This window comes from Achromobacter sp. 1L-A-4-B-C2 (genome assembly GCF_057291955.1).
In genome coordinates, this window is the sequence record NZ_JBXAWP010000002.1 from 1,274,295 (window position 1) to 1,298,053 (window position 23,759).

At 64.1% G+C, this 23,759-nt stretch carries 19 protein-coding genes and 1 pseudogene; 7 read left to right on the top strand and 13 right to left on the bottom strand.

The window, feature by feature from the left end; translation table 11 throughout:
- Positions 1–12: 12 nt before the first annotated feature.
- A complete protein-coding gene (locus AC0Z35_RS13210; RefSeq protein ID WP_485132111.1) occupies positions 13–621 on the bottom strand; it encodes a YcxB family protein in 609 nt (202 codons plus the stop codon).
- A complete protein-coding gene (parE, locus tag AC0Z35_RS13215; RefSeq protein WP_046803714.1) occupies positions 621–2,582 on the bottom strand; it encodes a DNA topoisomerase IV subunit B in 1,962 nt (653 codons plus the stop codon). The genes AC0Z35_RS13210 and parE overlap by 1 nt, the downstream gene beginning before the upstream one ends.
- A 328-nt stretch (positions 2,583–2,910) precedes the next feature.
- Here parE and trxA point away from each other — a divergent pair, with 328 nt between their 5' ends.
- Positions 2,911–3,237, top strand: a complete 327-nt coding sequence (gene trxA, locus AC0Z35_RS13220; RefSeq protein ID WP_006218534.1) for a thioredoxin TrxA — start codon at positions 2,911–2,913, stop codon at positions 3,235–3,237.
- A gap of 116 nt (positions 3,238–3,353) precedes the next feature.
- Positions 3,354–4,613, top strand: coding sequence for a transcription termination factor Rho (rho, locus tag AC0Z35_RS13225; protein WP_006218533.1), 1,260 nt, complete (start codon positions 3,354–3,356; stop codon positions 4,611–4,613).
- A 110-nt stretch (positions 4,614–4,723) separates the two neighbouring features.
- Here rho and AC0Z35_RS13230 read toward each other — a convergent pair whose 3' ends face one another.
- On the bottom strand, positions 4,724–8,437 hold the full coding sequence (locus AC0Z35_RS13230; protein WP_485132112.1) for a YhdP family protein: 3,714 nt from the start codon (positions 8,435–8,437) through the stop codon (positions 4,724–4,726).
- Positions 8,438–8,545: 108 nt separating this feature from the next.
- On the opposite strand from AC0Z35_RS13230, the gene glnE reads away from it, so the two are divergent.
- Together glnE and AC0Z35_RS13240 are read left to right on the top strand one after the other, a co-directional pair.
- Positions 8,546–11,365 (top strand): bifunctional [glutamate--ammonia ligase]-adenylyl-L-tyrosine phosphorylase/[glutamate--ammonia-ligase] adenylyltransferase, encoded by a 2,820-nt coding sequence (gene glnE / locus AC0Z35_RS13235; protein ID WP_485132113.1) that lies wholly within the window; start codon positions 8,546–8,548, stop codon positions 11,363–11,365.
- Between the two features lie 108 nt (positions 11,366–11,473).
- The gene (locus AC0Z35_RS13240; RefSeq protein WP_006218530.1) at positions 11,474–12,148 is read left to right on the top strand and encodes an epoxyqueuosine reductase QueH; all 675 of its coding nucleotides are present in this window, start codon (positions 11,474–11,476) and stop codon (positions 12,146–12,148) included.
- Positions 12,149–12,203: 55 nt separating this feature from the next.
- Here AC0Z35_RS13240 and AC0Z35_RS13245 read toward each other — a convergent pair whose 3' ends face one another.
- The 10 genes and pseudogenes from AC0Z35_RS13245 to AC0Z35_RS13290 all read right to left on the bottom strand — a co-directional run bounded on the left by AC0Z35_RS13245 (position 12,204) and on the right by AC0Z35_RS13290 (position 20,689).
- Positions 12,204–13,157, bottom strand: coding sequence for an AraC-like ligand-binding domain-containing protein (locus AC0Z35_RS13245; RefSeq protein WP_485132114.1), 954 nt, complete (start codon positions 13,155–13,157; stop codon positions 12,204–12,206).
- A gap of 152 nt (positions 13,158–13,309) precedes the next feature.
- Positions 13,310–13,783 carry a c-type cytochrome gene (locus AC0Z35_RS13250; protein WP_485133312.1) on the bottom strand — a complete coding sequence of 158 codons (474 nt, stop codon included), beginning with the start codon at positions 13,781–13,783 and terminating at the stop codon, positions 13,310–13,312.
- Positions 13,784–13,818: 35 nt separating this feature from the next.
- Positions 13,819–14,352, bottom strand: a complete 534-nt coding sequence (locus tag AC0Z35_RS13255; RefSeq protein ID WP_104145725.1) for a methylamine dehydrogenase light chain — start codon at positions 14,350–14,352, stop codon at positions 13,819–13,821.
- Positions 14,336–14,974, bottom strand: a complete 639-nt coding sequence (gene mauD, locus AC0Z35_RS13260) for a methylamine dehydrogenase accessory protein MauD (protein ID WP_485132116.1) — start codon at positions 14,972–14,974, stop codon at positions 14,336–14,338. Before mauD ends, AC0Z35_RS13255 begins: the two co-directional genes overlap by 17 nt.
- Positions 14,975–14,985: 11 nt before the next feature.
- On the bottom strand, positions 14,986–15,537 hold the full coding sequence (locus tag AC0Z35_RS13265) for a MauE/DoxX family redox-associated membrane protein (RefSeq protein WP_219992027.1): 552 nt from the start codon (positions 15,535–15,537) through the stop codon (positions 14,986–14,988).
- Positions 15,534–16,727 carry an amine dehydrogenase large subunit gene (locus tag AC0Z35_RS13270; RefSeq protein ID WP_485132117.1) on the bottom strand — a complete coding sequence of 398 codons (1,194 nt, stop codon included), beginning with the start codon at positions 16,725–16,727 and terminating at the stop codon, positions 15,534–15,536. Before AC0Z35_RS13270 ends, AC0Z35_RS13265 begins: the two co-directional genes overlap by 4 nt.
- 16 nt (positions 16,728–16,743) lie before the next feature.
- Positions 16,744–16,962: a hypothetical protein gene (locus tag AC0Z35_RS13275; protein WP_485132118.1), complete on the bottom strand. Its 219-nt coding sequence runs from the start codon at positions 16,960–16,962 to the stop codon at positions 16,744–16,746.
- Positions 16,947–18,457, bottom strand: a pseudogene (styD, locus tag AC0Z35_RS13280) (phenylacetaldehyde dehydrogenase StyD). Before styD ends, AC0Z35_RS13275 begins: the two are co-directional and overlap by 16 nt.
- A gap of 207 nt (positions 18,458–18,664) precedes the next feature.
- Positions 18,665–19,654 carry a quinone oxidoreductase family protein gene (locus AC0Z35_RS13285; protein ID WP_046803725.1) on the bottom strand — a complete coding sequence of 330 codons (990 nt, stop codon included), beginning with the start codon at positions 19,652–19,654 and terminating at the stop codon, positions 18,665–18,667.
- Positions 19,655–19,705: 51 nt separating this feature from the next.
- Positions 19,706–20,689, bottom strand: a complete 984-nt coding sequence (locus tag AC0Z35_RS13290; RefSeq protein WP_485132119.1) for a DMT family transporter — start codon at positions 20,687–20,689, stop codon at positions 19,706–19,708.
- A gap of 72 nt (positions 20,690–20,761) precedes the next feature.
- On the opposite strand from AC0Z35_RS13290, the gene AC0Z35_RS13295 reads away from it, so the two are divergent.
- The 3 genes from AC0Z35_RS13295 (at position 20,762) to AC0Z35_RS13305 (ending at position 23,739) form a co-directional block, all read left to right on the top strand.
- On the top strand, positions 20,762–21,649 hold the full coding sequence (locus tag AC0Z35_RS13295; protein ID WP_104145731.1) for a DMT family transporter: 888 nt from the start codon (positions 20,762–20,764) through the stop codon (positions 21,647–21,649).
- Between the two features lie 31 nt (positions 21,650–21,680).
- The gene (locus AC0Z35_RS13300) at positions 21,681–22,187 is read left to right on the top strand and encodes a MarR family winged helix-turn-helix transcriptional regulator (protein ID WP_082134389.1); all 507 of its coding nucleotides are present in this window, start codon (positions 21,681–21,683) and stop codon (positions 22,185–22,187) included.
- Positions 22,188–22,293: 106 nt separating this feature from the next.
- Positions 22,294–23,739 carry an efflux transporter outer membrane subunit gene (locus AC0Z35_RS13305; RefSeq protein WP_485132120.1) on the top strand — a complete coding sequence of 482 codons (1,446 nt, stop codon included), beginning with the start codon at positions 22,294–22,296 and terminating at the stop codon, positions 23,737–23,739.
- Positions 23,740–23,759 lie beyond the last annotated feature (20 nt).

The following is a 23,759-nucleotide window of genomic DNA, read 5'->3' on the forward strand; positions in this document are numbered from 1 at the left end:
GTCAATGCGCCCTTACGCGGAGGGGGCCAGCTGGGTGTCGGCGACATGCGCGCGCAGTTGGGCGCGCACCGCTGCCAGCGTGGCGGCGTCCTGGCCGCGCTTGGGAATGATCACGCCTTGCAAGGTGCCCAGAATGACGTACAGGTGCTGCGGCGTTTCCTCGACGCGACGGATATCCGACCATTCCATCCGGCCGGAAGCGCTGCCGGTGGTATCTAGAATGCCGTCGGGGCCAAAGTCCAGCTGATGCCGTCCCAGGAAAAGGTCGTCGGGCTGCTTCTTGAGCATGCGGCGCGTGTTCATCCGGACCAGCGGTGGCAGGACGAATTCATACGCCAGCGCCAACAGCACCAAAATGCCCAGGCCGACCGCCAGCCCTTCGAAATACACGGGCAGCATCTGCGACCAGTTGGGCCCCTTGCCGTCCCAGGTCTGCCAGACCAGATAGGCAAAAAGCGCCACGATCATCAGCACGCCAAAGCGCAGGTGCGAACGATACCGACGCCGGCGCAGTTCGGGCCGCCGGTATACATAGGCGGCGAACTCTGCGTAGTCGTCAGCCGTCATGTCGACGGTCATGCGGGCGGAGTCGGAAGCGGGGTCGGGCAAGGTGGACGTCATCAGATGTCCAGCTCTGCCAGGTTGCCCTTTTCCTCGATCCAGGCGCGGCGCTGCGAGGATTCACCCTTGCCCATCAGCATGTCGAACATGCGGGTGGTGTCTTCGGGGGTTTGATCGCCGTAGCCCACGGGCAGCAGGCGGCGCGTGTCCGGATTCATGGTGGTTTCCCACAGTTGTTCCGGGTTCATTTCGCCCAGGCCCTTGAAGCGGCTGACGGACCAGGCGCCTTCGCGCACGCCTTCCTTGCGCAGCTTGTCTTGCGCGGCTTCAAGCTCGCCTTCGTCCAGACAGTAGATCTTGCGGGCGGGGCGCTTGCCCTGCGCCGGCACATCCAGCCGGAACAGAGGCGGCTTGGCCACGAACACGTTGCCGGCTTCGACCAGCTTCGGAAAGTGCTTGTAGAAAAGCGTCAGCAGCAAGACCTGGATATGCGAGCCGTCGACGTCTGCGTCCGACAGGATGCAGATGCGGCCATAACGCAGGCCGGACAGGTCCGGCGTGTCGTTGGGGCCGTGGGGGTCTACGCCGATCGCCACCGAGATGTCGTGGATTTCGTTATTGGCAAAAAGCCGGTCGCGGTCCACTTCCCAGGAATTGAGCACCTTGCCGCGCAGCGGCAGGATGGCCTGGAATTCTTTGTCGCGCCCCATCTTGGCGGACCCGCCCGCGGAGTCGCCCTCGACCAGGAACACTTCGGTGCGGCTGGCATCGCTGGATTCGCAATCGGTCAGCTTGCCGGGCAGCACGGCCACACCGGAGCTCTTGCGCTTTTCGACCTTCTGGGCCGAGCGCTGGCGCGCCTGCGCCTGGCGAATTGCCAGTTCGGCCAGCTTCTTGCCGTATTCGACGTTGCTGTGCAGCCAGAGATCCAGCGCGCTCTTGGCAAAGCCGCCCACCAGACGCACAGCATCGCGGCTATTCAGCCGTTCCTTGATCTGGCCCTGGAACTGCGGGTCCAGCACTTTGGCCGACAAGACAAAGCTGGCGCGGGCGAACACGTCTTCGGGCAGCAGCTTCACGCCCTTGGGCAATAGGCTGTGCAATTCGGCAAAGCCCTTCACGGCGCCGAACAGGCCTTCGCGAAGGCCGGATTCGTGCGTGCCGCCGGCCGGCGTCGGGATCAGGTTGACGTAGGACTCGCGCACGGCGTTGCCGTCTTCGGTCCAGGCCACGACCCACTGGGCGCCCTCGCCTTCGGCGAAGTTCTCGTGGTCGGCCCCGGCGTACTGCTGGCCTTCGAAGAACGGCACCATCAGTTCGGCGCCGGTCAGCGCTTCGGCCAGGTAGCCGCGCAGGCCATCCTGGTATTGCCACGTCTTGGTGTCGCCGCTTTTCTCGTTGACCAGCGTGACTTTCACGCCAGGTAGCAGCACGGCCTTGCTGCGCAGCAGGTGCGTCAGTTCGCCCAGCGGAATATTGGGGCTGTCGAAGTATTTGGCGTCGGGCCAAACGCGCACGCGGGTGCCCGACTTCTTGCGGCCGCCCTGGTCGTACGGCGCCAGGGGTTCGGCAACGTCGCCGCCCTTGAAGACCAGGCGGTTGACCGCGCCGTCGCGCCAGACCACGACTTCAAGCCGGGTCGCCAGCGCGTTGGTGACGGAAACGCCCACCCCGTGCAGGCCGCCCGAAAAGGCATAGGCGCCGCCGCCCGCCTTGTCGAACTTGCCGCCCGCGTGCAGGCGGGTGAAGACCAATTCGACGACGGGCGCGCCTTCTTCGGGATGCAGGCCGACGGGGATGCCCCGGCCGTCATCCTCGACGGACACGCTGCCATCACTGTGCAGCGTGACCTGTATCTGTTTGCCGTAGCCGGCCAAGGCCTCGTCTGCGGCGTTATCTATGACCTCCTGCACAACGTGCAGGGGGTTTTCGGTGCGGGTGTACATGCCCGGGCGCTGGCGCACGGGCTCCAGCCCCTTCAGGACGCGAATGGACGCCTCGGTGTAACGTGGAGTGGCCAAGTTATCCCCAACATCTGTGGAAAAAAACCGACATTTTACGGATAAGCCTAGATTCTGCGCGGCTCCCGGTGGGTTGCGCACGACCTGACCAACTCCGAATTCGGTAGGATGATGACAGTCACAGCCGGCGCGTCAGGGCTTGATGGCCCGAATCGCAAACGACTGCGCCGCAACATCCTACACAAAACCAGCAAACCCTGTTGTTATTAACAGTGGTATGCCTGTTGTTATTGACAGTGGTATGCTTTAGCCCATTCCACATACAAGAACAACGGCAAGGCGCGTCCCTTTTTACGCGCCTTTTGCTGCCGAACCGAGAATCACCATCATGAGCGACCAAATCAAGAACGTCAGTGACGCAAGCTTCGATGCCGATGTGTTGAAATCCGGCCAGCCGGTGCTGGTGGACTACTGGGCTGCCTGGTGTGGCCCCTGCAAGATGATTGCCCCGATCCTGGAAGAAGTCGCCACCGAGTACGCAGGTCGCCTGACGATCGCGAAGCTGAACGTGGACGAAAACCAGGGCACCGCCACCAAGTACGGCATCCGTGGCATCCCCACCCTTATGCTCTTTAAAGACGGCCAAGCCGCCGCCACCAAAGTTGGCGCGCTGTCGAAGTCGCAACTCACCGCATTCCTGGACGGCGCGTTGTAAACCGCGTGCTGTGAACGAAGGCGCCGCCCTGGAGGCGGCGCTCATTCAATACCGCGCGAGCCCGTCCGTGGCGCGCCGCCAGAACCCTCCTTTACTTTTCCCCCACATTCACCGCGATGCACCTCAACGAACTGAAGGCGCTGCACGTTTCGCAGCTGCTCGAAATGGCCGCTGGCCTGGAAATCGAGAACGCCAACCGCCTGCGCAAGCAGGAATTGATGTTCGCCATCATGAAACGGCGCGCCAAGCAAGGCGAGCAGATCTTCGGCGACGGCGTTCTGGAAGTCCTGCCTGACGGCTTCGGTTTCCTGCGCTCGCCCGAGACCTCGTATCTGGCCAGCACGGACGACATCTACATCTCGCCCTCGCAGATCCGCCGTTTCAACCTGCACACCGGCGATTCCATCGAAGGTGAAGTGCGCACGCCGAAAGACGGCGAACGCTACTTTGCGCTGGTCAAGGTGGACAAGGTCAACGGCGTGGCGCCCGAAGCGATCAAGCATCGCATCATGTTCGAGAACCTGACGCCGCTGCACCCGAACCGCACGATGCGCCTGGAACGGGACATCAAGAGCGAAGAAAACCTGACGGGCCGCATCCTGGATGTGTTCGCCCCGATCGGCATGGGCCAGCGCGGTTTGATCGTCGCCAGCCCCAAGTCCGGCAAGACGGTGATGATGCAGCACATCGCGCATGCCATCACCACCAACTACCCCGACGCCGTCATGATCGTCCTGCTGGTGGACGAGCGCCCGGAAGAAGTGACCGAAATGCAGCGCACGGTGCGCGGCGAAGTGGTGGCGTCGACCTTCGACGAACCCGCCACGCGCCACGTGCAAGTGGCTGAAATGGTCATCGAAAAGGCCAAGCGCCTGGTCGAAATGAAGAAAGACGTCGTGATCCTGCTGGACTCGATCACCCGTCTGGCCCGCGCCTACAACACCGTTGTGCCGGCCTCCGGCAAGGTGCTGACCGGCGGTGTGGACGCCAACGCCCTGCAACGCCCCAAGCGCTTCTTCGGCGCGGCCCGTAACCTGGAAGAAGGCGGTTCGCTGACCATCCTGGGTACGGCGCTGATCGAAACCGGCAGCCGCATGGACGAAGTCATCTACGAAGAATTCAAGGGCACGGGTAACTCCGAAGTCCACCTTGAACGTCGTCTGGCTGAAAAGCGCGTCTACCCGTCCATCAACCTGAACAAGTCGGGCACGCGCCGCGAAGAACTGCTGATTGCCCCCGACCTGCTGCAAAAGGTGTGGGTGCTGCGCAAGTTCATCCACGACATGGACGAAGTGCAATCCATGGAGTTCATCCTGGACAAGATGCGCGCCACCAAGACCAACGCCGAATTCTTCGACATGATGAAGAAGAAGTAAGCCCACGTTCGGTAAGCCGACGTTCGGTAAGCCGACGCCTCGCATCAAAGAAAAACCGCCTGCATTGCATACAGGCGGTTTTTTTATGGGCCTGGTTACCTGGCCCGGCTCTAATGCTCGATGAATTCCGGCATGGCGCCACGCGCGGGGGCCGTGAAGGGACGCGGCGTCTGCTTGTCTGCCGGCTTATCTGCCGGCTTATCGCCCGACTTATCGCCCGACTTTTCGCCCGACTTGCCCGACGCCTCGATGGGCTCGATCTGCGGATCGTCCCAATTACCCGTCACGGAATATTCCATCGTCATCGCGCGCGCCAGGGGTTGCTTCAGCAGCCATTGCGTGACAAAAGCGCCCAGGCCAATCAGTGGGTTCACGGCCAGTGCCGTCACTATGGCTGCCCCGCTGGCGTCCAGATTGGGGATGACCACCGCCTTCAAGTCCCAGCGTTCGCTGATGATGTTGACGCCGCCCGCCAGGACAATTGCCGCCACGGGCCCGTTGATCTTGTAGCCTTCGGTGGACATTTTCCCATCGGCCATCTTCACGCGGCCCCGGATGGTATCGAACGGAAATCCGTCGCGCAGCAGGTTGGTCGGGTTGATGTCCAACCGCGCCAGCCGTTGCAGCGATTGCAGCGACAACAGCTCCAACAGCCGCGCCGTACGGGAGTTCACATGCATGAATCGGCCCTTGTCCAGGCTGATATCGACCTCGCCCGACACGTCCGCCACGTTGTGCGTCCACGGCAGATTGCGCCAGGTTGCCTTGCCCTGCGCCGTGCCCGAGCCTGCGGAGACGACGTTCTCAAAGCCGATGCGGTTCATGAACTTGCCCAAGTCCACGAAGTTGGCGTTGGCGTCCACGCTCAAGCCGCGATCCGGCCCTTCCAGCCGCCACGTGCCGGTGGCGTTCAGATTGGCGGCATCGTTGGTGATCGTCAGTTTGTCCAGCCGCCACTGGCGCCCGCGTTCCAGGTTCGTGCCCACCACCTGAAGCTCGCCCACGTTCTTGCCATATAGAAAGAACTCCTTGGCTTGCAGGTCGATGGCGGGAATATCGGATAAATCGTTGCCTGACGCCAGGGCCTTATCGGCTTCGTTGGAGTCGCCCTCGCCACCGAACGCCAGGTGCTTCATCCGCGCCTTGATCTGGCCCGCAATCGCGCCCGAGGCCTCCTGCCATTCCAATGACCCGGTAGCCTGGCGCGACTGGATGTCCACCCGCCATTGAGACGGCCCGGGACGCATGGCATACAGCGTCAGGTCATTAAGCGTGTAGCCGCTGGCGCGCAACATGCCGGTGGCAAGGCTGATGCGTTCGGGCGGCGGAAAGACCGGCTTCGCAGCGGCTTTTTTTCCACCGCTTTTGCCCGACGGCGTATCGAAGCCGTTCACTACGGCTTCCCAGCCGTCCATGTCCAGTTCGGGCAAGCTGGCGTTCAGGCTCATTCCGCGATCCGGCAGGCTGGCGGGCCGGCCGATGCCTAACGCGCCGCGGGCAAAGTAAGACGGAGACGCGTCGGCCGGGTCGCGCTCGAACAGCGCGTTGACGTTTTCGCCCAGGCTGGCCGTCAGCCAGCGGCGGTCTTTCGTGCCGCGGTCCTGGGCCGCGCCCCACTGCAATTTCAGTAATTGCGATGACGAAGCCGCTTTGCCCACCGGCGCCGGCATGTCGATGGCCATGCCCGAGAGATTCGATTCCATCGAGATCTCGACCGACCCGCCCTTCTGGTAGCCCAGCCGCCCCTTGTAGGCCGTCTTGCCCGAAAAGCGCGACATCGAGGGCATATTGCCCAGTTGCGTCAATCCGCCCGCCGTCAGTGTCCCTTCAAACTGAAGTGCGTCCGAGTTCTGCGCCAGGGTGCCGAAAATCTTTACGGGCCCGCCCAGGAACTGCGCGCGCAGCTCTTTGGTCTGCACCCCTTTTTCAGAGAATTCCAGATCGCCGTGCATCTCCTTGAGCAAGGGCATTTCCGGCATAAAGGTAAAGCTGTTGTCCGAGAACAGGATGTGACCCTGCACCTGCGTGTCGTCGGTGTTCAACAACGGCACCTTAAGTTTCAGCGGCACCCGCCAGTCGCCGGTGCCGCGCGCCTCGTCCAGCGCCCCGTCCAGCAACCCGCCAAGCGGGGAATTGGCCGCCATCGCCAAATAGGCCGACACCGGACCGTACGTCTCGCCGTTGAGCAACAATTCCGCGCCCTGGTCCATGTTGGGGATCGTGGCTGTCACCGCCCCCATATTCAGCGTCTGCCCCGGCCCGGTGCTCGCAGTGGCGCCCCCGGCGCTATCCAGCGTCAGGCTGACCTTGTCGATACGGAAATTGCCGGACAGGTTCTCCAACATGGGCCAGCCCTTGCGTCGCTGACCGGGCGGCGCGTAATCGACCTTGGCGCCGGCGTACGCGCCGGCGATGACGAATTCGCCCACGGCGTTCGGCGCGGCGAATGGAAAATCGTCCAGATCGCCCTTGAGCAAGATGGAGGCCGACCGCATTTCGCCTGCGGGCAAGCCCCCCGCCAGCCATTCGCGGGCGTCGGCGTTGACTTCTAGCGGCAGGTAGCGATGGATGGCCGACATGGCGCCACGCACCATCGTGCCGCGCATGTCGACGCTGCCCGCCGCCGTCTTGCCTTCGCGCTTCCACTGGCCCTGCAAGCGCACGTCCAGATCGTCGTTCACCACATGCAATCGGGCCACATCGACAAACCAGTTCTTGGCATCCGGCCCTTTCACCTGCGCATCCACGGCTAATTCACGCGCGATCAGGGTCGGCTCCTGGAACACGCCCGGAAGCGTCACTTGCAGGTGCTGCGCCGCGCCCTTCAGCGATACATCGGCGGCCCCCGGGCTACGCGCCAACGGCACCCCGTCCACCTGGAAAAAATCCCCGAGCAGCCCCTGCAAACGAAATTGCGCCGATGCGCCGCGTACCGCCGTACCGTCCTTGGCGGCCGCCCAGTCCACGCCGCGTACCGCCACGTCGGTCGTCAGGTCAGTGAACTTGCCGCGTTCAAGTTGCAGCCACGCACGGGCGGCGATACGTCCCGAGATGACGGGGGCCGGTACCCACGGCGCCCACGCCTGCGGTTCGACGTCATCAAGCTCTGTATAAAGCTGGCCGCTCCAGTTGGCGGGATTGGCCGAATTCGCCGCGAACAGGCTGCGATTGAATTCGCCACGCAGTTCGACCTTGCGCGCCAACGCATCACCGGCCGAGGCGCGCAGCACGAAGCGATGCGACAGGCTGCCGTTGCGCATGACGAAGTCAACGCCGGTCAACGGCAGCGCGGGCGCGCGGCGTAAATCGTCTTGCCAGATGATGGTCGCGTCATTGATGGCCAATTCGCGCTGGCGCACCAGCCAGCGCAATGCGGGGTGGTCCAGGTCGGACCGATGATCGCTGGCATTCAGATCGATGTTCTGGCCAGCCACCCACAGATGATTATCGGGATCGCGGCGCAGGGTCAATTCAGGCTTGCGCACCTGCAAGCGCACTAGGCGGGGCGACAAAGTCAGCACGCTGCGCCACGCCAGCACGGCGGATACGGAAGGCAGGGACAGAACTGGCGTGGCGCTGTCGTCCACGACTTGAACCGAGGTCAGGTCCAACCGGGGGTTCAGGCCCTGCCACTCGGCCTTGATGTCCCCGATGGTGACGCGCGCACCCAGTGCTTCGCTGGCGTACGCTTCGATCTGTGGACGCCATTCGCCCACACGGGGCAATACCCAATAGCGCACGCTCAGAAAGCCGACCGCCACCACGCCATAGATGATCAGCGCGGCCCAGAACAGGCAGCAGAGCACGCTACGCGTGCGCGGCACGGGGGCTTTTTTTGAAACAGACACGGATCGGTGGGCAGGAGAATATGTCTTGCGGTATCGTCCCCACTTATACCTGAAACGCGTCCATTCGTCTGCCGCCTCCACGCCATGTCCTCGCCCTCTTTGCTTGCCCCCGCCCTTGCCTGGTCCGGTCATTTGCGCCGCCGACTGGACGCCCATCCCGACCTGGCCGCCTGGCTTGCAGAGGCCGTGCAGCAGCCCGTCACGGCCGCTCGCATGGCGCAATGGCAGGCCGAACTGGCGGGCCCCGACGCGCCGGACATCCTGCCCGTGGACACCTGCCGCATGGTGCTGCGCAAATTACGCGAACGCGTATTCAGCGTATTGATCGTGCGGGACTTGTCCGGCCAGGCCGATCTGGAAGAAGTGGTCGGCGCAATGACCACACTGGCGGACATCGCGGTGGCGCAAGCCTACCGCAGCGTGGCCACCGACCTGGCGGCCGTGCACGGGGTGCCGCGCGACCCGGCCACCGGCAAGCCCCAGGAAATGCTGATCGTCGGCATGGGCAAGCTGGGCGGGTGCGAGCTGAACGTGTCCTCGGACATCGACCTGATCATGCTGTATGGCGAAGAAGGCGAAACCGACGGCCCGCGCCGCATCAGCCACCACGAGTTCTACGGTAGGCTCACCCGGCGCATGATGCCGGTGATTTCGGAAGTGGATGCGAACGGCCAGGTATTTCGCACGGACCTGCGCCTGCGACCCGACGGCGACGCCGGCCCGCTGGCCTGGAGTCTGGACGCGCTGGAGCACTACTTGATCGGCCAGGGCCGCGAATGGGAACGTTATGCCTGGTTGAAGGCGCGCCTCATGCCCGCCCAGGCGTTTGAAGGCAGCGACAGCGCCGCCCAGGCCCGCCAGTTGGAAAGCCTGCGGGTGCCGTTCGTCTATCGCAAGTATTTTGACTTTGATGCGCTGGCCGCGCTGCGCGCGCTGCGCGAACGTATCCGCCAAGACTGGCAACGTCGCGCCATGGCGCGCAACGGCATCGACAGCGCCAACAATATCAAGCTGGGTGACGGCGGCATCCGCGAGATCGAATTCGTGGTGCAGTTGGCACAACTGATACGCGGCGGTCGCATGCCCGCCCTGCAAAAACGCGGCCTTCTGGAAGCGCTGCACGCCGAGCGCGTGGCCGGGCTGGTGCCGGAGGACGACGCGCGCCGCCTTGAAGAGGCCTATCGCTACCTGCGCCGCACCGAACACGCCTTGCAGTATCGCGAAGACGAACAGACGCATCTGTTGCCCGGCGACGCCGAACAGCGAGCTGCGCTGGCCGCCGCGCTGGGCATGAACCATGACGATTTTGAAAGCACGCTGGCCGCGCACCGCAAATTCGTCTCGCAAACGTTCCGCAACGTGTTCCGCATGGTGGGCATGGGCGATGCCGAGGACACCGGCACGTCGGGCGAGGCCGCTGACGACGCCGAAGAGCCTGACAACGAATGCGAATTGGCCGAGCAGATCCGCCAGGCTTTCGGCGACGAGGCCCAAGACCTGTTGCGGCGTACCGAGACCCTGCTGGGCAGCCATCGCGTACGCAGCCTGCCCGAAAGCAGCCGCCGCCGCATGGAAGCCCTGCTGCCCGCCGCGCTGCGCGCCGCGCGGCAGACTCCGGCGCCCTTGAACGCCGCTGTCCGCCTGTTTGACCTGATCGAGAAAATTGCCCAGCGCAGCGCCTACCTGGCGCTGTTGGCCGAATACCCCGACACCCTGGCGCGCGTGGCGCGCATGGTGGCGGCCAGCCCGTGGGCCGCGCAGTATCTGACGCAGCACCCCTTGTTGCTGGACAGCCTGATCGACTGGCGCACCTTGTTCCAACCGCTGGACTTCGCGCAGATCGCGCGGCAGTTGACCGCCGACCTGGATGCTTGCCGACTGCCAGATGGCTCGCCGGACATCGAGCGTCAGATGAACCTGATGCGCGACGTACAGCGCCAGGCCAGCTTCCAGCTGCTGGCGCAGGATCTGGAAGGCGAACTCACGGTTGAAAAGCTGGCCGACCAATTGTCGGCGCTGGCCGACCTGCTGCTGACCGAGACCATTCGCCGCGCCTGGCCGCTGGTGAACAAGCTGGAAGGCGAGCCGCCCCGATTCGCCGTCATCGCGTACGGCAAGCTGGGCGGCAAGGAACTGGGCTACGCGTCCGATCTGGACCTGGTGTTTCTGTTCGACGATGCGCGCGAGGACGCCGCCGAGGTCTACGCCAAGCTGGGCCGTCGCATGACGTCGTGGCTGTCGACGATGACTTCGTCGGGCCGGCTGTATGAAGTGGACCTGCGCTTGCGGCCCGATGGCGACGCCGGGCTGCTAGCCGTATCCGTGGAAGCGTTCGAGCAATACCAGCACAAGCATGCCTGGGCCTGGGAACACCAGGCGCTGACCCGCGCGCGCTTTGCGGCTGGGGATACCAACGTGGGCGCCCGTTTCGAAGCCATCCGCGAGGCGATCCTGGTGCAGCCGCGCGACCCCGCCGCCCTGCGCAACGAAGTGCTGGCCATGCGCGAAAAGATCAACGCCGGCCATCCCAACACCAGCCAGCAGTTTGATTTGAAACACGACCGCGGCGGCATGGTCGACGTGGAATTCGTGACGCAGTACCTGGTGCTTTGCTATGCGGGCACGCACCCTGTGTTTGTGAAGAACCTGGGCAACATCACGCTGTTGCGCCTGGCGGGCGAAGCCGGGCTGATCGCGCCCGAGCTCGCGGCACGCGCCGCCGACGCCTACCGCACCTTGCGCCGCGTGCAGCATCAGCTGCGCATGCAGGGCGTGGAAAAGGCGCGGGTGGGCCCGGATCAGCTGGTGGACGAACGCACGGCGGTGCGCGAGCTGTGGGATTCGGTGATGGGGCCGCAGCCGGGGGCACAGCCGGCGTCACAGCCAGGGGCACAGCTTGGGTGACACGTGACCTTGGGCCGAGTGGTGGCCCGGGTCATCGCCCAAGCGCCGGCCCGGGCGCGGCAACTCGCGGTAAAATAAGGCGTTTTTCGTCTTTTTCCCTTGCACGCCATGTCCGAACTCGTCCGCCCCAAGCTTGACCTTCCCGCCGGCCGGAGCAAAGTGCTGATGCACTCGTGCTGCGCGCCCTGTTCTGGCGAGGTCATGGAAGCCATGACGGCTTCCGGCATCGACTACGCGATCTACTTCTATAACCCGAACATTCATCCGGTAAAAGAGTACGAGATCCGCAAGCAGGAAAACATCCGCTTTGCCGAGCAGCACGGCATCGAATTCATCGACGCCGACTACGACATGGACAACTGGTTCGACCGCGTCAAGGGCATGGAAGACGCTCCCGAGCGCGGCGAACGCTGCACCGCCTGCTTCGACATGCGCTTTGAACGCACTGCCCTGTACGCGCACGAGCACGGCTTTGACACCATCACCAGCTCGTTGGGCATTTCGCGCTGGAAAGACATGAACCAGATCAACGGCTGCGGCGAACGCGCTGCCGCCCGCTACGACGATCTGATCTACTGGACCTACAACTGGCGCAAAGGCGGCGGTTCGGCCCGCATGATCGAAATCAGCAAGCGCGAAAACTTCTATCAGCAGGAATATTGCGGCTGCGTGTATTCGCTGCGCGACACCAACCGCCATCGCCGCGCGCAAGGTCGCGACCGCATTCACATCGGCGTGAAGTTCTACGGCAAAGAAGACCTGATCAACGAAGAGCAACTGTAAATACCGGCCGACACTTGCGCTGTCGGCCCCTGCCTTCTACCGTCGGCTCAGCCCGTCAACGCCCTTGCCGCCGATATTCTGACGGCGACGCACCGAAGCGCTTGCGGAAAGCGTGACTGAAGCGCGCCGCATCTGAAAATCCAAAGCGATACGCGATATCACCGATCTGCCGCGCCGACTGCGTGGCATCGCGCAGCACGTCGCGGCTGCGTTCCAGCCGGGTGCCAAGAATGAATTCGGCCGGCGTCGTCGATGCCAGCGCAAACAGGTTGTACAGATAGCGGCGCGACATCCGAAACACCGCAGCGGTCGAGCCCGGCGACAGATTTGGATCGTGCAGATTTTCCATGATGTGCTGCTGCACGCGCCGCAATTGCGCCTGCTTGACCCCGATCTGGTCTTGTTCGAGCTGCCCTCCCGTCCGCTCGCTGATATCCAACCCCATCATTTGCAGCACCGCGTTGGCGGCGTCGCGCGCGGCGCTTTCTGACAGATGGGCGTGCTCGTTCAGCGCCACCCGCAGCAGATCCATCGCCATGCGGCCGCAGCCTTGCCGTGCGCTGAAGCTGCGCGCCACCGCGTTGTGCATGTGCGGCTGCCAGGTCTCGGCATGCTTGCCCGGCACCTGCATCACCAGGAAATGCGCACCCTCGTCAACGTCAACCTCGTAGGGACGCGTCGTGTCGTAGATGCTCCATTCCCCCGGCGTCAGCAAGGCGCTGCGACTGGATTGGCGAATTTCGCTGCGGCCCGACAGTTGCAGCGTGACTTTGTAGCCCGCCTGCTCGGACTGGCCCGCCAGCAGCTTGCTGCGGCGCACGCGCTGCGCGCTGCTGCGCAATTCGCTAACGTGCATCCAACCCAGCGAATCCACCGCCACGCTATTGCGAAAGCGCGCGGAAGATACCGCCGATACTTCCAACGGTACGAAGGTGCTGCTGATGCTTTCCTGCCAGCTGGCGCAATCCAGAAAATGGCTGGGCGTGCTGCGCAACAAGGACGATGACATGGCGACTCCGGCGTCTGGAAACGGCGTGCCTTTTGTGCCTGGATCGGCTAGCCCCGTGGCACAGCTACAGCGTTCGGTGGATGGATGCTGCCTCTTTCTAGCACCACGCCTGGCGGGCGAGTATCGGTGACAACCCCTAAAAATTGTCCGGACTAGGGCTTTCTGTCATTACCGTAAGAATAATCAGACAAGGTGAAGCCTATTGCCGCCAACGCCTTGGCCAATTCATGCCGAACGGGCACCACATCGTCATAACGGCGCGGCCGGGCCGCGGCCACTTCCGCTTCGTCATAGGGAACAAAATCCGCCGGCAACTGGGCCGGGCTGAATTCGGTCAGCACCCAATTCAGCACGTCGGCAAGCTCGGCATGACTCAGCTGCGAATGCGCGGCGCCCGGCACCCGGACCAGATATTCGCGTCCGGCGGGCAAGTGCACGAACGCTCCCACCGACTGCCGAAAATCGGGAACGCCGTGCGGGTTGCTGCCGCGACCATCCCCGCGATGGCAACCCGCGCATTGCAGGACGTAGTCGGCCCTGGCAGCCTGCCGCAGGCGGTCGGTCGGGGCGGTATCGCCCTGGGCCGCCGCCTGCCCCGCCAAGAGCAGGACGAAGGCCGTTGCCAAGCACCGCCGTCGCATGCGCGCGTCGCCGCCCAGCCTCATGGTTTGGCCGGCGCCTTCGGCTGCGGTTTGGCCATGCCCACGATCACCGACGTTGTGCAGTGAAAGATCGAGGACTCGTTCGACATGCACCAGTTCACGTCGTTGTGCAGGAACATCTGATAGCCCGGGCGCTCGCGCTCGGCGGCCGCGCACATGCACTTGCCGCAAGCCGTCTTGCCGCAGCAGTCGTTGTAGCTGATCAGATAGTCCTTGCCGTCCAGCGGGTTATGGCAGGTGCCCACCCACGACACGGCGGACGGCGAGGTGCCGGGCGGACACGATGTCATGCTGCCGCCGCAGCACGAACATAAAAACCCGTCCACCGCGCAATAGCGCCAGTAGTCGCAAGCCGTGGCGTCGGTTTGCGGCTTCTTCGCGGCGGCAGGCGCCGAGCGGGCCACCGGCAGCACCGGCACCAGAAACGCGGTGCCGACCAGCAGCTTGCCGATGCGATTCAACACGCTGCGCCGCGACGTGGCGTGCGCGACCGAACGCGTGGCGCGCTCTCCCAATTTATCCAGCCAGTGCATTGCGGCTCTCCTTGCGGGAAATCTGGGTTTCGTCCAGCGTGCCCGCGGCCAGGAATTCCTGTACCGACGCCACGCCAAGTTCCTTGGCCGTGAACAGGCTTTCAAGTTGCTCGCGGGAGTTGATCAGCCCCTTGGCGCGCAGGGTGCCGGTTTCATCGAGCAGCACCGCGTAAGGCAGCTTGCTGACCTGGAACTTCATACCCAGTTCGGTGGACAGCACGTAGGGGAATCTTTCCAGGCCAGCCTGCTTGTAGAACGCAAGATGCTCGGGCATCTCGCCATCGCTGGCCAGCACGATGCGCAACCACGCGTTTTCCGTGGCGGCCACCGATTTCAGGATGGGCAGCAGCTTCTTGCACACCGGGCAGGTGGGCGACAGAAAGAACAGCAGCTGGCTGTGTTGGCCGCGTTCACCGATGGTGATGCGGCGGCCCAGCAGATCGGGCAAGGCAAAGTGCGGCGCGGGTTCGCCCACGGCGGGGCCCTTGTCCATCGTCAGCGCCCCCATCGGCGCCACGCGTTCATACAGCACGCCGATCTGGCGCGACAGGGCCAGGATGACCAGCACCAGGCACAGCACGACGCCCCACAACAGGAAATTGGAAATGATCAAGGCATCCATATGAAACTCCTTCAAAGGTTCCGTAGCTTGAGATGCGAGGCCAATAGGTGATTGGCGGTGAAGTACAGGCCCACGGCGGTCATCGCCAGGCCGAACACGGCGGCGGCGTCCGCCCATTGCAGGCCGCGCGCATGACCCGACAGCGATGCCAACGCCGGCAGCGTCCATAGCGCCAGCGCGCCGTTGCGCAGCACCAGCCACCCTGTCAGGCCGCCATGCGGCGCACCCGGCGCCTTGGCAACCGGCCCCGAACATCCGCAATCGATATCCCGGTGCCCGCGCGCCAGGTTGATCGCCAGCGCCAGGGTTGCCACGGCCAGCACGCCCAAGGCCAGCGCGGCGCCAAGCGGCTGGCGCCCCGGGATCAGCAGCAATGCGCCCGCCGCGATCTCGGCAAGCACGTAGCCTCGTGCAAACACGCCCACAAGGCCGGCCGGCAGCAGGTCGTAACCGGATACGGCCGCTGTGAACGCCGTCAGGTCCTTGATCTTTTCAAGCGCGCCCAACAGCAGCACGCATGCCAGCGCGGCGCTGGCGCCGTAGAACAGCACGGGATCATTCATGGCGTGCTCCGGACGGGTTGCGGCTCGACCTGCACCGCGGTTTCACCCGCAGCCTGAATGGTGGTCTTGAAAACCGGCGCCGTCGGCGCGGCGTCGAACACGCTGACGTTGCTGCCGTCGATGGTGAACAGGCGGGGCTGGTCGTCCTGCGAAACGGACATCGACACGGCGCCCTTGCCCGGCACGCGCGCGATGCGCTTGCGGGATTCCAGGTCGTAGACCCAGATCTCGGCAGCGGGATTCTTGTGCGTGCCTTCCGCTCCGTTGGGATGCATGCCCACGTACAGCCGCTTCAACGCGCGGTTGACGGCCAGCAGGTTGTAGCCGCCGGGCCGCCAGCCGCGATCTTTGCCGGTGGCATCCAGCAAAGACCATGGCGCGCCAAATTGCACATCCTTGCCGCTGAAATCGGCGGTGTAGACGTTGCCGTTGAAAGACACGAAGTAGAAGGTGTCGCCCAGGTTCTCGGTGTGCGTGAAGACGGGGTCTTTTTCCACGTCGAACATCGGCTTGCTGCGCTGCTGGGCGGCGGGCTTGCCCGCGGCGTCCAGGTCGATGGTTAGCAGCGCGCCATCACCGCAGAGGGTGGTGAAGCTGCGCGGGCGGGACGGCAACGGGATGACGCTCCAGCACCCCGCCGTCGCCGTGATTTCGTCGGTGAACTGACGCGTTTTCAGATCGACCACGGTGACTGACGTGGCCGGCGTGGCGTTCTGCGCCAACAGCAGTTCACCGTCCGTGGTCTGGCGCAGATAATTGCGATAGTTCAGCGCTTGCGCCCGCTTGTTCGGAATCGGCACTTCGTACTTCGGCGTCAACGTTTCGGCGTCCCACGCTTCGATGACGTCGGTGCGCTTGCCGCGATTGAGCCGCTCGTAATAGGACGTCATGACGTAGATGTCCTGGCCGTTGGCCGATACCGTCATGTGGCCGTTGAGCGATGTGGGCACCAGGCCGAGAAATTTTCCGGTGTCACCGTCGTAGACGTGGATCCGGCTGTCGACCATATGGTTGAAGGCCACGTCCACGACGTATAGCCGGTGCGCGTTGGCCGGGGGCAAGCGGGTGCCGCCCTTCAGCTCTTCTATGGGCAGGTCGGCCCAGGCTAGGCCCGTGGCGCTGACCAAGGCGGCGCACAGCGCCCATCGGCCCACCCGCAACGCCCGTGATCTGGCTTGCAGCGCAATCATCGATATTCTCCTGGTGTCATGATCCGATTCCCTGGAAGGCGTAGACGTAGCGCAGCTGCACGCCGTGCATCCCAGGCCCGTTCTCGACCTTGAGGTCGTGGATGTACTGCATTTGAATCTGGTTGGCGTCGTTGACCGGATGGGTAAGCTCAAGCGTCAGTGGGTGGCTGCGCGCGATCGCCACGGTTTCGTCGGGCGAAGCGTCCTGCATCCTGCGTGCTAGTACGCGATGCAAACCGACTTCTTCTCCAGATACATCTCAATCACCGCCCTGCCATGTTCGCGGCCGACGCCCGATTGCTTGAACCCGCCAAACGGCATGTTGGGGTCCAGCATGTTGTGCGTGTTGACCCACACCGTGCCCGCATCGATTTGCGGGATCAGGCGCTGCACGCGCGTCAGGTCGTTGCTCCAGATGCTGGCGCCCAATCCGAACGCGCTGTCGTTGGCCAGACGCACCGCGTCATCCAGCGTGTCGAACGATTGCGCCACGACGACGGGCCCGAAGATTTCTTCCTGAGTGATGCGCGCTTGTTGCGGTACGTCGGCGATCACGGTGGGACGCACGAAGTAGCCATCGCCATCGCCTGCCACGCCCCCGGCCAGTACCCGCCCGCCTTCGGCGCGGCCGATACCGATGTAGTCCATGACACGCTGCTTGTGGCGCGCCGAAATCAGCGGCCCGATCTGCGTGGCGGGATCAAAGCCCGACCCCAGCGTCATGCCGGCGGCCACGTCGGCCAGCCCCTGCACCACCTTGTCATACAGGCCACGTTGCACGTACAGGCGCGAACCCGCCGTGCATACCTGACCCTGGTTGAAGAAGATGGCGGCGGCGGCGCCTTGCACGGCGCGGTCCACGTCGCAGTCATCCAGCACGATGACGGGGGATTTGCCGCCAAGTTCCAGCGACACGCGCTTCATGTCGTCCATGGCGGCTCGGCCGATCAGCTTGCCGACCTCGGTAGAGCCGGTGAAGGCAATTTTGTTGATCCCCGGATGCGCGACCAGCGCCGCGCCGGTGGTCTCGCCACGGCCAGTGATGACATTGACGACGCCCGGTGGAAAGCCCGCCTGAAGCACCAATTCGGCCAGCCGCAACGCGGTCAGCGGGGTTTCTTCGGCGGGCTTGAGGACAACGGTGCAGCCGGTGGCCAGCGCGGGCGCGATCTTCCACACCGCCATCAACAAGGGAAAATTCCACGGAATGATGGCGCCGACCACCCCGACCGGCTGCGCCAGCGTGTAGGCGCTGTACTGCACGCCGGGGGAAACGGAATCGACAGCGACAGTGTGTCGCCCGTGATCTTGGTGGCCCATCCGGCCATGTAGCGCAGCCACTGTGCCCCCGCGCCCACTTCCAGCCCCTGCGCAATGCCCAGCAGCTTGCCGTTGTTCAACGTTTCCAGACGGGCCAGTTCCGTACCGTGCTGTTCAAGCAGGTCGGCCAGCTTCAGCAGCAGCCGTTCGCGCCCGGCGGGCAGCATGTCGCGCCACGGGCCCGAGGTAAAGGCGCGCCGCGCCGCTTGCACCGCCAGATCCACCTGGGCGGGTCCTGCATCGGGCTGGTGGGCGATGACGCGGCCGGTGGCTGGGTCGTACACGGGGATCGACTGGCCCTGCCCTTCGTGTACCGGCTGCCCGTCTATCAGCATGAATTCCCGGATGGCGGCCAGTTCGGGGCGGTCGCTGGCGGCGGTGTCGGTGGCGCTGCTGCGTGCTGAAGACATCTGAACGCTCCAACAAAAAGTGTGGAGCCAGAATAGCAACGGCATTGCGCGCAGGCTTGTCGGGCCGTGCATGGGAATTTGTCATTCTGCGCACGGCGCGCGGCAGCAAAAAGGGCCGGGCAAGCCGCGCATTGCGCGTCTTGCCCGGCCCTGGTTCAGCCGGCTACGGCATGATCCGGCCCAGGGGCGGCAGCCGATTCTGGCGGATCAGTCCAGCATCAGCACGGTGGCGCCGGTGGTCTTGCGCGAGGCCAGCGCGGTCTGCGCTTCGCCCGCTTGCTCCAGCGAATAGCGCTGGTCGATGCGCACCTTGATCTTCTTCTTCAAGACCAGGTCAAACACTTCTTCCGAGGCAGCTTGCAGCTTTTCCAGCGTGTTCACATGCACGCCCAGCGACGGACGCGTCACGTACAGGCTGCCCTTCTGGTTCAGCACGGCCAGGTTGACGCCGGCGACCGGACCGGACGCGTTGCCGAAGCTGACCATCAGGCCGCGCGGCTCGATGCAGTCCAACGAGGTTTCCCAGGTGTCCTTGCCCACGCCGTCGTACACAACCGGCACTTTCTTGCCCTTGGTCAATTCCAGCACGCGCTCGGCGACGTTTTCGCGCGAGTAGTCGATGGTTTCCCAAGCGCCGTTGGCGCGGGCCAGTTCGGCCTTTTCCGGGCTGGACACGGTGCCGATCAGCTTCACGCCCAGGGCCTTGGCCCATTGGCAGGCGATCAGGCCCACGCCGCCGGCGGCCGCGTGGAACAGAATGGTTTCACCGCCTTGCAGGCGATAGGTCTGGCGGAACAGGTATTGCACCGTCAAGCCCTTGAGCATCAGCGCGGCGGCCTCGTCAAAGCCGATGCCCTTGGGCACCTTCACGACCTGGTTGGCGGGCACATTGCGCGCCTGCGCGTACGCGCCGATGGGGCTTTGGCCGTACGCGACGCGGTCGCCCTTTTTCAGGTGCTTGACGTCAGCGCCCACGGCGGTAACCACGCCGGCGGCTTCAAAGCCCAGGCCATGCGGCAACGGATGGGGGTACAGGCCCGTGCGGAAATAAATGTCGATGAAGTTCAGGCCAGCGGCGTGCTGTTCGATCGTGACTTCATTGGCGGCCGGCGCCGGCACTTCCACGTCAACCAGCTTCAGGACTTCGGGACCACCGTGTTGCTCGATACGAATTGCCTTGACGAGATTGCTGGCCATGCTGGCCTCCTTTAAATGAAAGTGATGCGAATAAACCAAGAAAACCAGATTTCAACGCGGCGGCAGCGGGGCCTCGCGCGGGGCGACCGGTGCCGCTTTGCCGGCGCCGCCGCCCATCAATGCGAATACGCCGGTCAACACCAAGGCCGTGCCCGCCATCTGCCATACCGTGATGGGCTCGTCCAGGAACCACGACGCCAGGAACAGCACCGACACCGGCCCCATCATGCCCAGCAACGAGGCCGTCGGCGCGCCGATCAGCGATACCGCCCACATCAGCATGAACACCGGCACCACCGTGTTCAAGGTGGCGTGAATAACGGAATATCCATACACACCCGCCGGCTGGATCAACATTGACGGCGGGTGGATCACAAAAAACTGGATGATGCAGGCGATGCACGACACCAGCATGGCGTAGGCCACCAGGCGCGTCGGCCCGACCCGCTTGATCAGTTCGCCCGAACAAATCAGGTACACAGAATAGCTTGCCGCCGAGCCAAAAACGAACAAAGACCCTAACAGCACCTCGTTGCCGGCACCGAAGGACAGGTCGTGGGCGAACACCAGCACCACGCCCGTATAAGACAGCACCATGGCCAGCCACTGCCGGCGCTCGATGGGGCGCTTGAACCAGAACGCGGACAGCAGCACCACCAGCGATGGCGACAGAAACAGGATCAAGCGTTCAAGGCTGGCGGTGATATAGCGCAGCCCCAGAAAATCCAGGAAGCTGGACAGGTAATAGCCCAGCAGCCCCAGCACGATGACCTGCACGCGCTCCTTCGGAGTCATGACGACGATCTCGCCCCGCGCGGCGCGGCGCGACTGATACCAGGCCACCGCCGCGAAGAACGGCATCGCGAACAGCATGCGAAAGGCGATCAACGTAACGGCGTCAATCCCATAGCGATAGGTGAACTTGACGACAATCGCCTTCGCGGAAAACAGCACCGCGCCAAGCATCGCCATGAGGATTCCGGCCGCGCGACCGGACGGGCTATAGAGCGGCAAAAGCTTGGCAATACGATTCATGCGATGATTTTAGATTCAGTGCAAGCCGATTTGCACGCCCCAACATCGCTTTTTGGCATCGACACCCCAGGCATGACCCGACAACGCGCTCTAACGAATATCCATATTGCCGCCGTGCTTTTCGGCCTGACCGGCGTTTTCGGCGAGTTGATACAAGCCAGCGCCGCCGTCATCACGCTGGGTCGCGCCCTCTTCGCGGTAATTTCGCTGGGGGTCTTTGCCCGGCTGCGCGGCAAGCCGCTGCTGGGTGTGCTGACGCCCGCGCAACTATTCGTGCTGGTGCTGGCCGGCGCGCTGCTGGCCGCGCACTGGGTCACGTTCTTCATTTCGGTCAAGGTTGGGGGCATCGCCATTGCCACGCTGGGCTTCGCCAGCTTCCCGGCCTTCATCACGCTATTCGAAGGCCTGCTTTTTCGCGAACGCATCCGCGCCGGCGAATGGATGTTGCTGGGTCTGGTCACGGCCGGGCTCATCCTGGTCACCCCGTCTTTCGACCTGGCGGACCAGGGCACCATAGGCCTGGCCTGGGGCTTGTTGTCCGGCCTGACGTTTGCACTGCTTGCCCTGAGCAACCGCCGCTCTGCGTCCGGCATGGACCCGATGCAGGTGGCCTGCTGGCAAAACGTCGTCGTGGCGTTGGTGATGGTGCCGTTTGCGGTGGGCCAGCTGCCGGCGCTGCCGGCGGTGGACTGGTTCTGGCTGGCCTTGCTGGGCGTGTTCTGCACGGGGCTGTCGCACTACCTGTTTGTCTCCAGCCTGACGCGGCTTAACGCACGCACGGCCGGGCTGGTGATTGCGCTGGAACCGGTCTATGCCATTGCCTTTGCATGGGCGCTGTTCAGCCAGGAACCCACGCCGCGCATGATGGCGGGCGCGGCCCTGATCGTCGCCGCAATCGTCTGGTCGGGCCTGCGCAAGGGCGCGCCCGAGGCCCATAACGCGCCGAATTCGCAGCCTTGACAATAACTGACTAGGCAGTAAAATTCGGCCCATGAATGCCGAAACTGCCCCGCCCGCCGCCGATTCCCCCGTCCATTACCGCAGCGATCACCGCTGCATGGGGGAAGAGAACGCCGGCTACCTCATCAAGCTGGTCTATCACTCGCTGACCCGAATGCTGGACCAGGAAATGGCCCCGCTTGACCTGACCGCGATGCAATGGCGTCCGCTGGCCATGGTCTTTCTGGGGCGCGCCGACACCCCGGCCGAACTGGCCCGCCTGAACGACATGGACACCGGCGCCATGACCCGCGCGCTTGACCGCTTAGAGGCAAAAGGCCTGCTGCGGCGCAACCGCAGCCAGCAGGACCGCCGTGTCGTGAAGATTGAATTGACGGAACTGGGCGAAGCCAAGGCCCGCGAAATCGCGCCCAACATCGCCCGTTCGCTCAATCATCACCTGCGCGGTTTTTCGGCCGATGAAGTAACGCAGCTGATGCATTTCCTGCGTCGCATGATCGCCAACGGCTCGGCCTCGGGCACGGCGCCGGAACGGTGACGCCGCCAGTCCCCCAATGCTTGCCCCCGGAACCGGGGTTTTTATTTGGCATAATGTTTGCCTAGGCAAATACAGATTAATCAATTACTTTCAGCAAACAGTCAGGATGAAACGCCTTCTTTCTACCGTATTGGTGCTGGCACTTAGCGGCTGCGCACTGATGGAACCCGGGCCCGAACCCGTTGTAGCGCTGGATGCGGCCAAACTGGGGCTGACGGCTCACGACACGGCCTGGCCCAACACGCAATGGTGGCAACGCTACGGCGACAGCCAGCTCAACGCCCTGATGGACGAAGCGCTGGCCAACAGCCCCTCAATGAGCGCTGCCCAAGCGCGACTGGCCAAGGCCAACGCCGCCGTCAGCTCTGCCCGCGCCCCGCTGATGCCCCGCGTGGACGCAAACTACTCCCTGAATCGCGAACACCTGTCGGCCGACTACATCTACCCGGCCCCGCTGGGCGGCACCGTCGTCAGCGACAACCGGCTGGCGCTCGATTTCAGTTATGAACTGGATTTCTGGGGCAAGAACCGTTCGCGCCTGAAGTCGGCCGTGTCCGAGCGCGAAGCCGCCACCGCCGACGCCCAGGCCGCGCGCAACATGCTCGCCAGCGCCACCGTACGCGCCTACCTGAACCTGCAAAACGCCTTTGCCCAACGCGACGTGCTCAAGCGCGTGATCGCGCAGCGCGCTGACGTCTTGTCCCTGACCCAGGGCCGTTATAGCGCCGGGCTGGACACGCAGGTGGAAGTGAAGCAGGCTGAGTCCTCGTTGGCAGCCGGCAAGGTTGAACTGACCCAGACGGAAACCACGCTGGCGCAGTTGCGCAATCAGGTTGCGGCGCTGGCCGGCGCGGGCCCGCAGCGCGGGCAGTCGCTGGTTGCGGTGGACCTGACCGCCCCCGCGGGCGTCGTGCCCACGGCCATCCCCCTGGACCTGCTGGGCCACCGGCCCGACGTCGTGGCCTCGCGCTGGCGCGCCGAAGCCGCGCGCAGCGCCATCGATACCGCCAAGGCCGAGTTCTATCCCAACGTCAACTTGACGGCATTCGCCGGCTTCCAGGCATTGGGCACGGGCAACCTGCTTGGCGCTGCCGCCCGCACTGCCGGCTTCGGCCCGGCCGTCACGTTGCCGATCTTCCACGGTGGCGAATTAAACGCCAACCTGGCCGGCCGCCGCGCCGACGCGGACCTTGCCGTGTCCGACTACAACCAGGCCGTGCTGGACGCCGTGCATCAAGTGGCCGACGCGCTGGACGGGCTGCGCCTGTTGGAACAGGAACGCACCCAACAGCGCCAGGCCCGCGAGGCCATCGAGGCCGCGTACGACCTGGCCGTTAACCGCTACAAGGCGGGGCTGGGCAACTACATCACCGTGCTGATCGCGCAAACCGGCGTGCTGACACAGGCGCGCATGGATACCGATCTGCGTATCCGCGCCTACCAGCTTGACGCCAATCTTGCCAACGCGCTGGGCGGCGGCTACACCCCGCCCGCCCCCACGGACACCGCGCAAGCCGCGCAGGCCGCCCCGGCCACGAACCCCATTCAGTGAACGATCCTCGGATTCAGACG

Coding starts and splice junctions, on each gene's coding strand:
- AC0Z35_RS13290 (WP_485132119.1), bottom strand. CDS start 20,689: ATGAATCGTATTGCCAAGCTTTTGCCGCTCTATAGCCCGTCCGGTCGC.
- AC0Z35_RS13270 (WP_485132117.1), bottom strand. CDS start 16,727: ATGATTGCGCTGCAAGCCAGATCACGGGCGTTGCGGGTGGGCCGATGG.
- trxA (WP_006218534.1), top strand. CDS start 2,911: ATGAGCGACCAAATCAAGAACGTCAGTGACGCAAGCTTCGATGCCGAT.
- AC0Z35_RS13300 (WP_082134389.1), top strand. CDS start 21,681: ATGAATGCCGAAACTGCCCCGCCCGCCGCCGATTCCCCCGTCCATTAC.
- glnE (WP_485132113.1), top strand. CDS start 8,546: ATGTCCTCGCCCTCTTTGCTTGCCCCCGCCCTTGCCTGGTCCGGTCAT.
- AC0Z35_RS13265 (WP_219992027.1), bottom strand. CDS start 15,537: ATGAATGATCCCGTGCTGTTCTACGGCGCCAGCGCCGCGCTGGCATGC.
- AC0Z35_RS13255 (WP_104145725.1), bottom strand. CDS start 14,352: ATGCACTGGCTGGATAAATTGGGAGAGCGCGCCACGCGTTCGGTCGCG.
- rho (WP_006218533.1), top strand. CDS start 3,354: ATGCACCTCAACGAACTGAAGGCGCTGCACGTTTCGCAGCTGCTCGAA.
- AC0Z35_RS13245 (WP_485132114.1), bottom strand. CDS start 13,157: ATGTCATCGTCCTTGTTGCGCAGCACGCCCAGCCATTTTCTGGATTGC.
- AC0Z35_RS13240 (WP_006218530.1), top strand. CDS start 11,474: ATGTCCGAACTCGTCCGCCCCAAGCTTGACCTTCCCGCCGGCCGGAGC.
- AC0Z35_RS13210 (WP_485132111.1), bottom strand. CDS start 621: ATGACGTCCACCTTGCCCGACCCCGCTTCCGACTCCGCCCGCATGACC.
- AC0Z35_RS13295 (WP_104145731.1), top strand. CDS start 20,762: ATGACCCGACAACGCGCTCTAACGAATATCCATATTGCCGCCGTGCTT.
- AC0Z35_RS13285 (WP_046803725.1), bottom strand. CDS start 19,654: ATGGCCAGCAATCTCGTCAAGGCAATTCGTATCGAGCAACACGGTGGT.
- mauD (WP_485132116.1), bottom strand. CDS start 14,974: ATGGATGCCTTGATCATTTCCAATTTCCTGTTGTGGGGCGTCGTGCTG.
- AC0Z35_RS13305 (WP_485132120.1), top strand. CDS start 22,294: ATGAAACGCCTTCTTTCTACCGTATTGGTGCTGGCACTTAGCGGCTGC.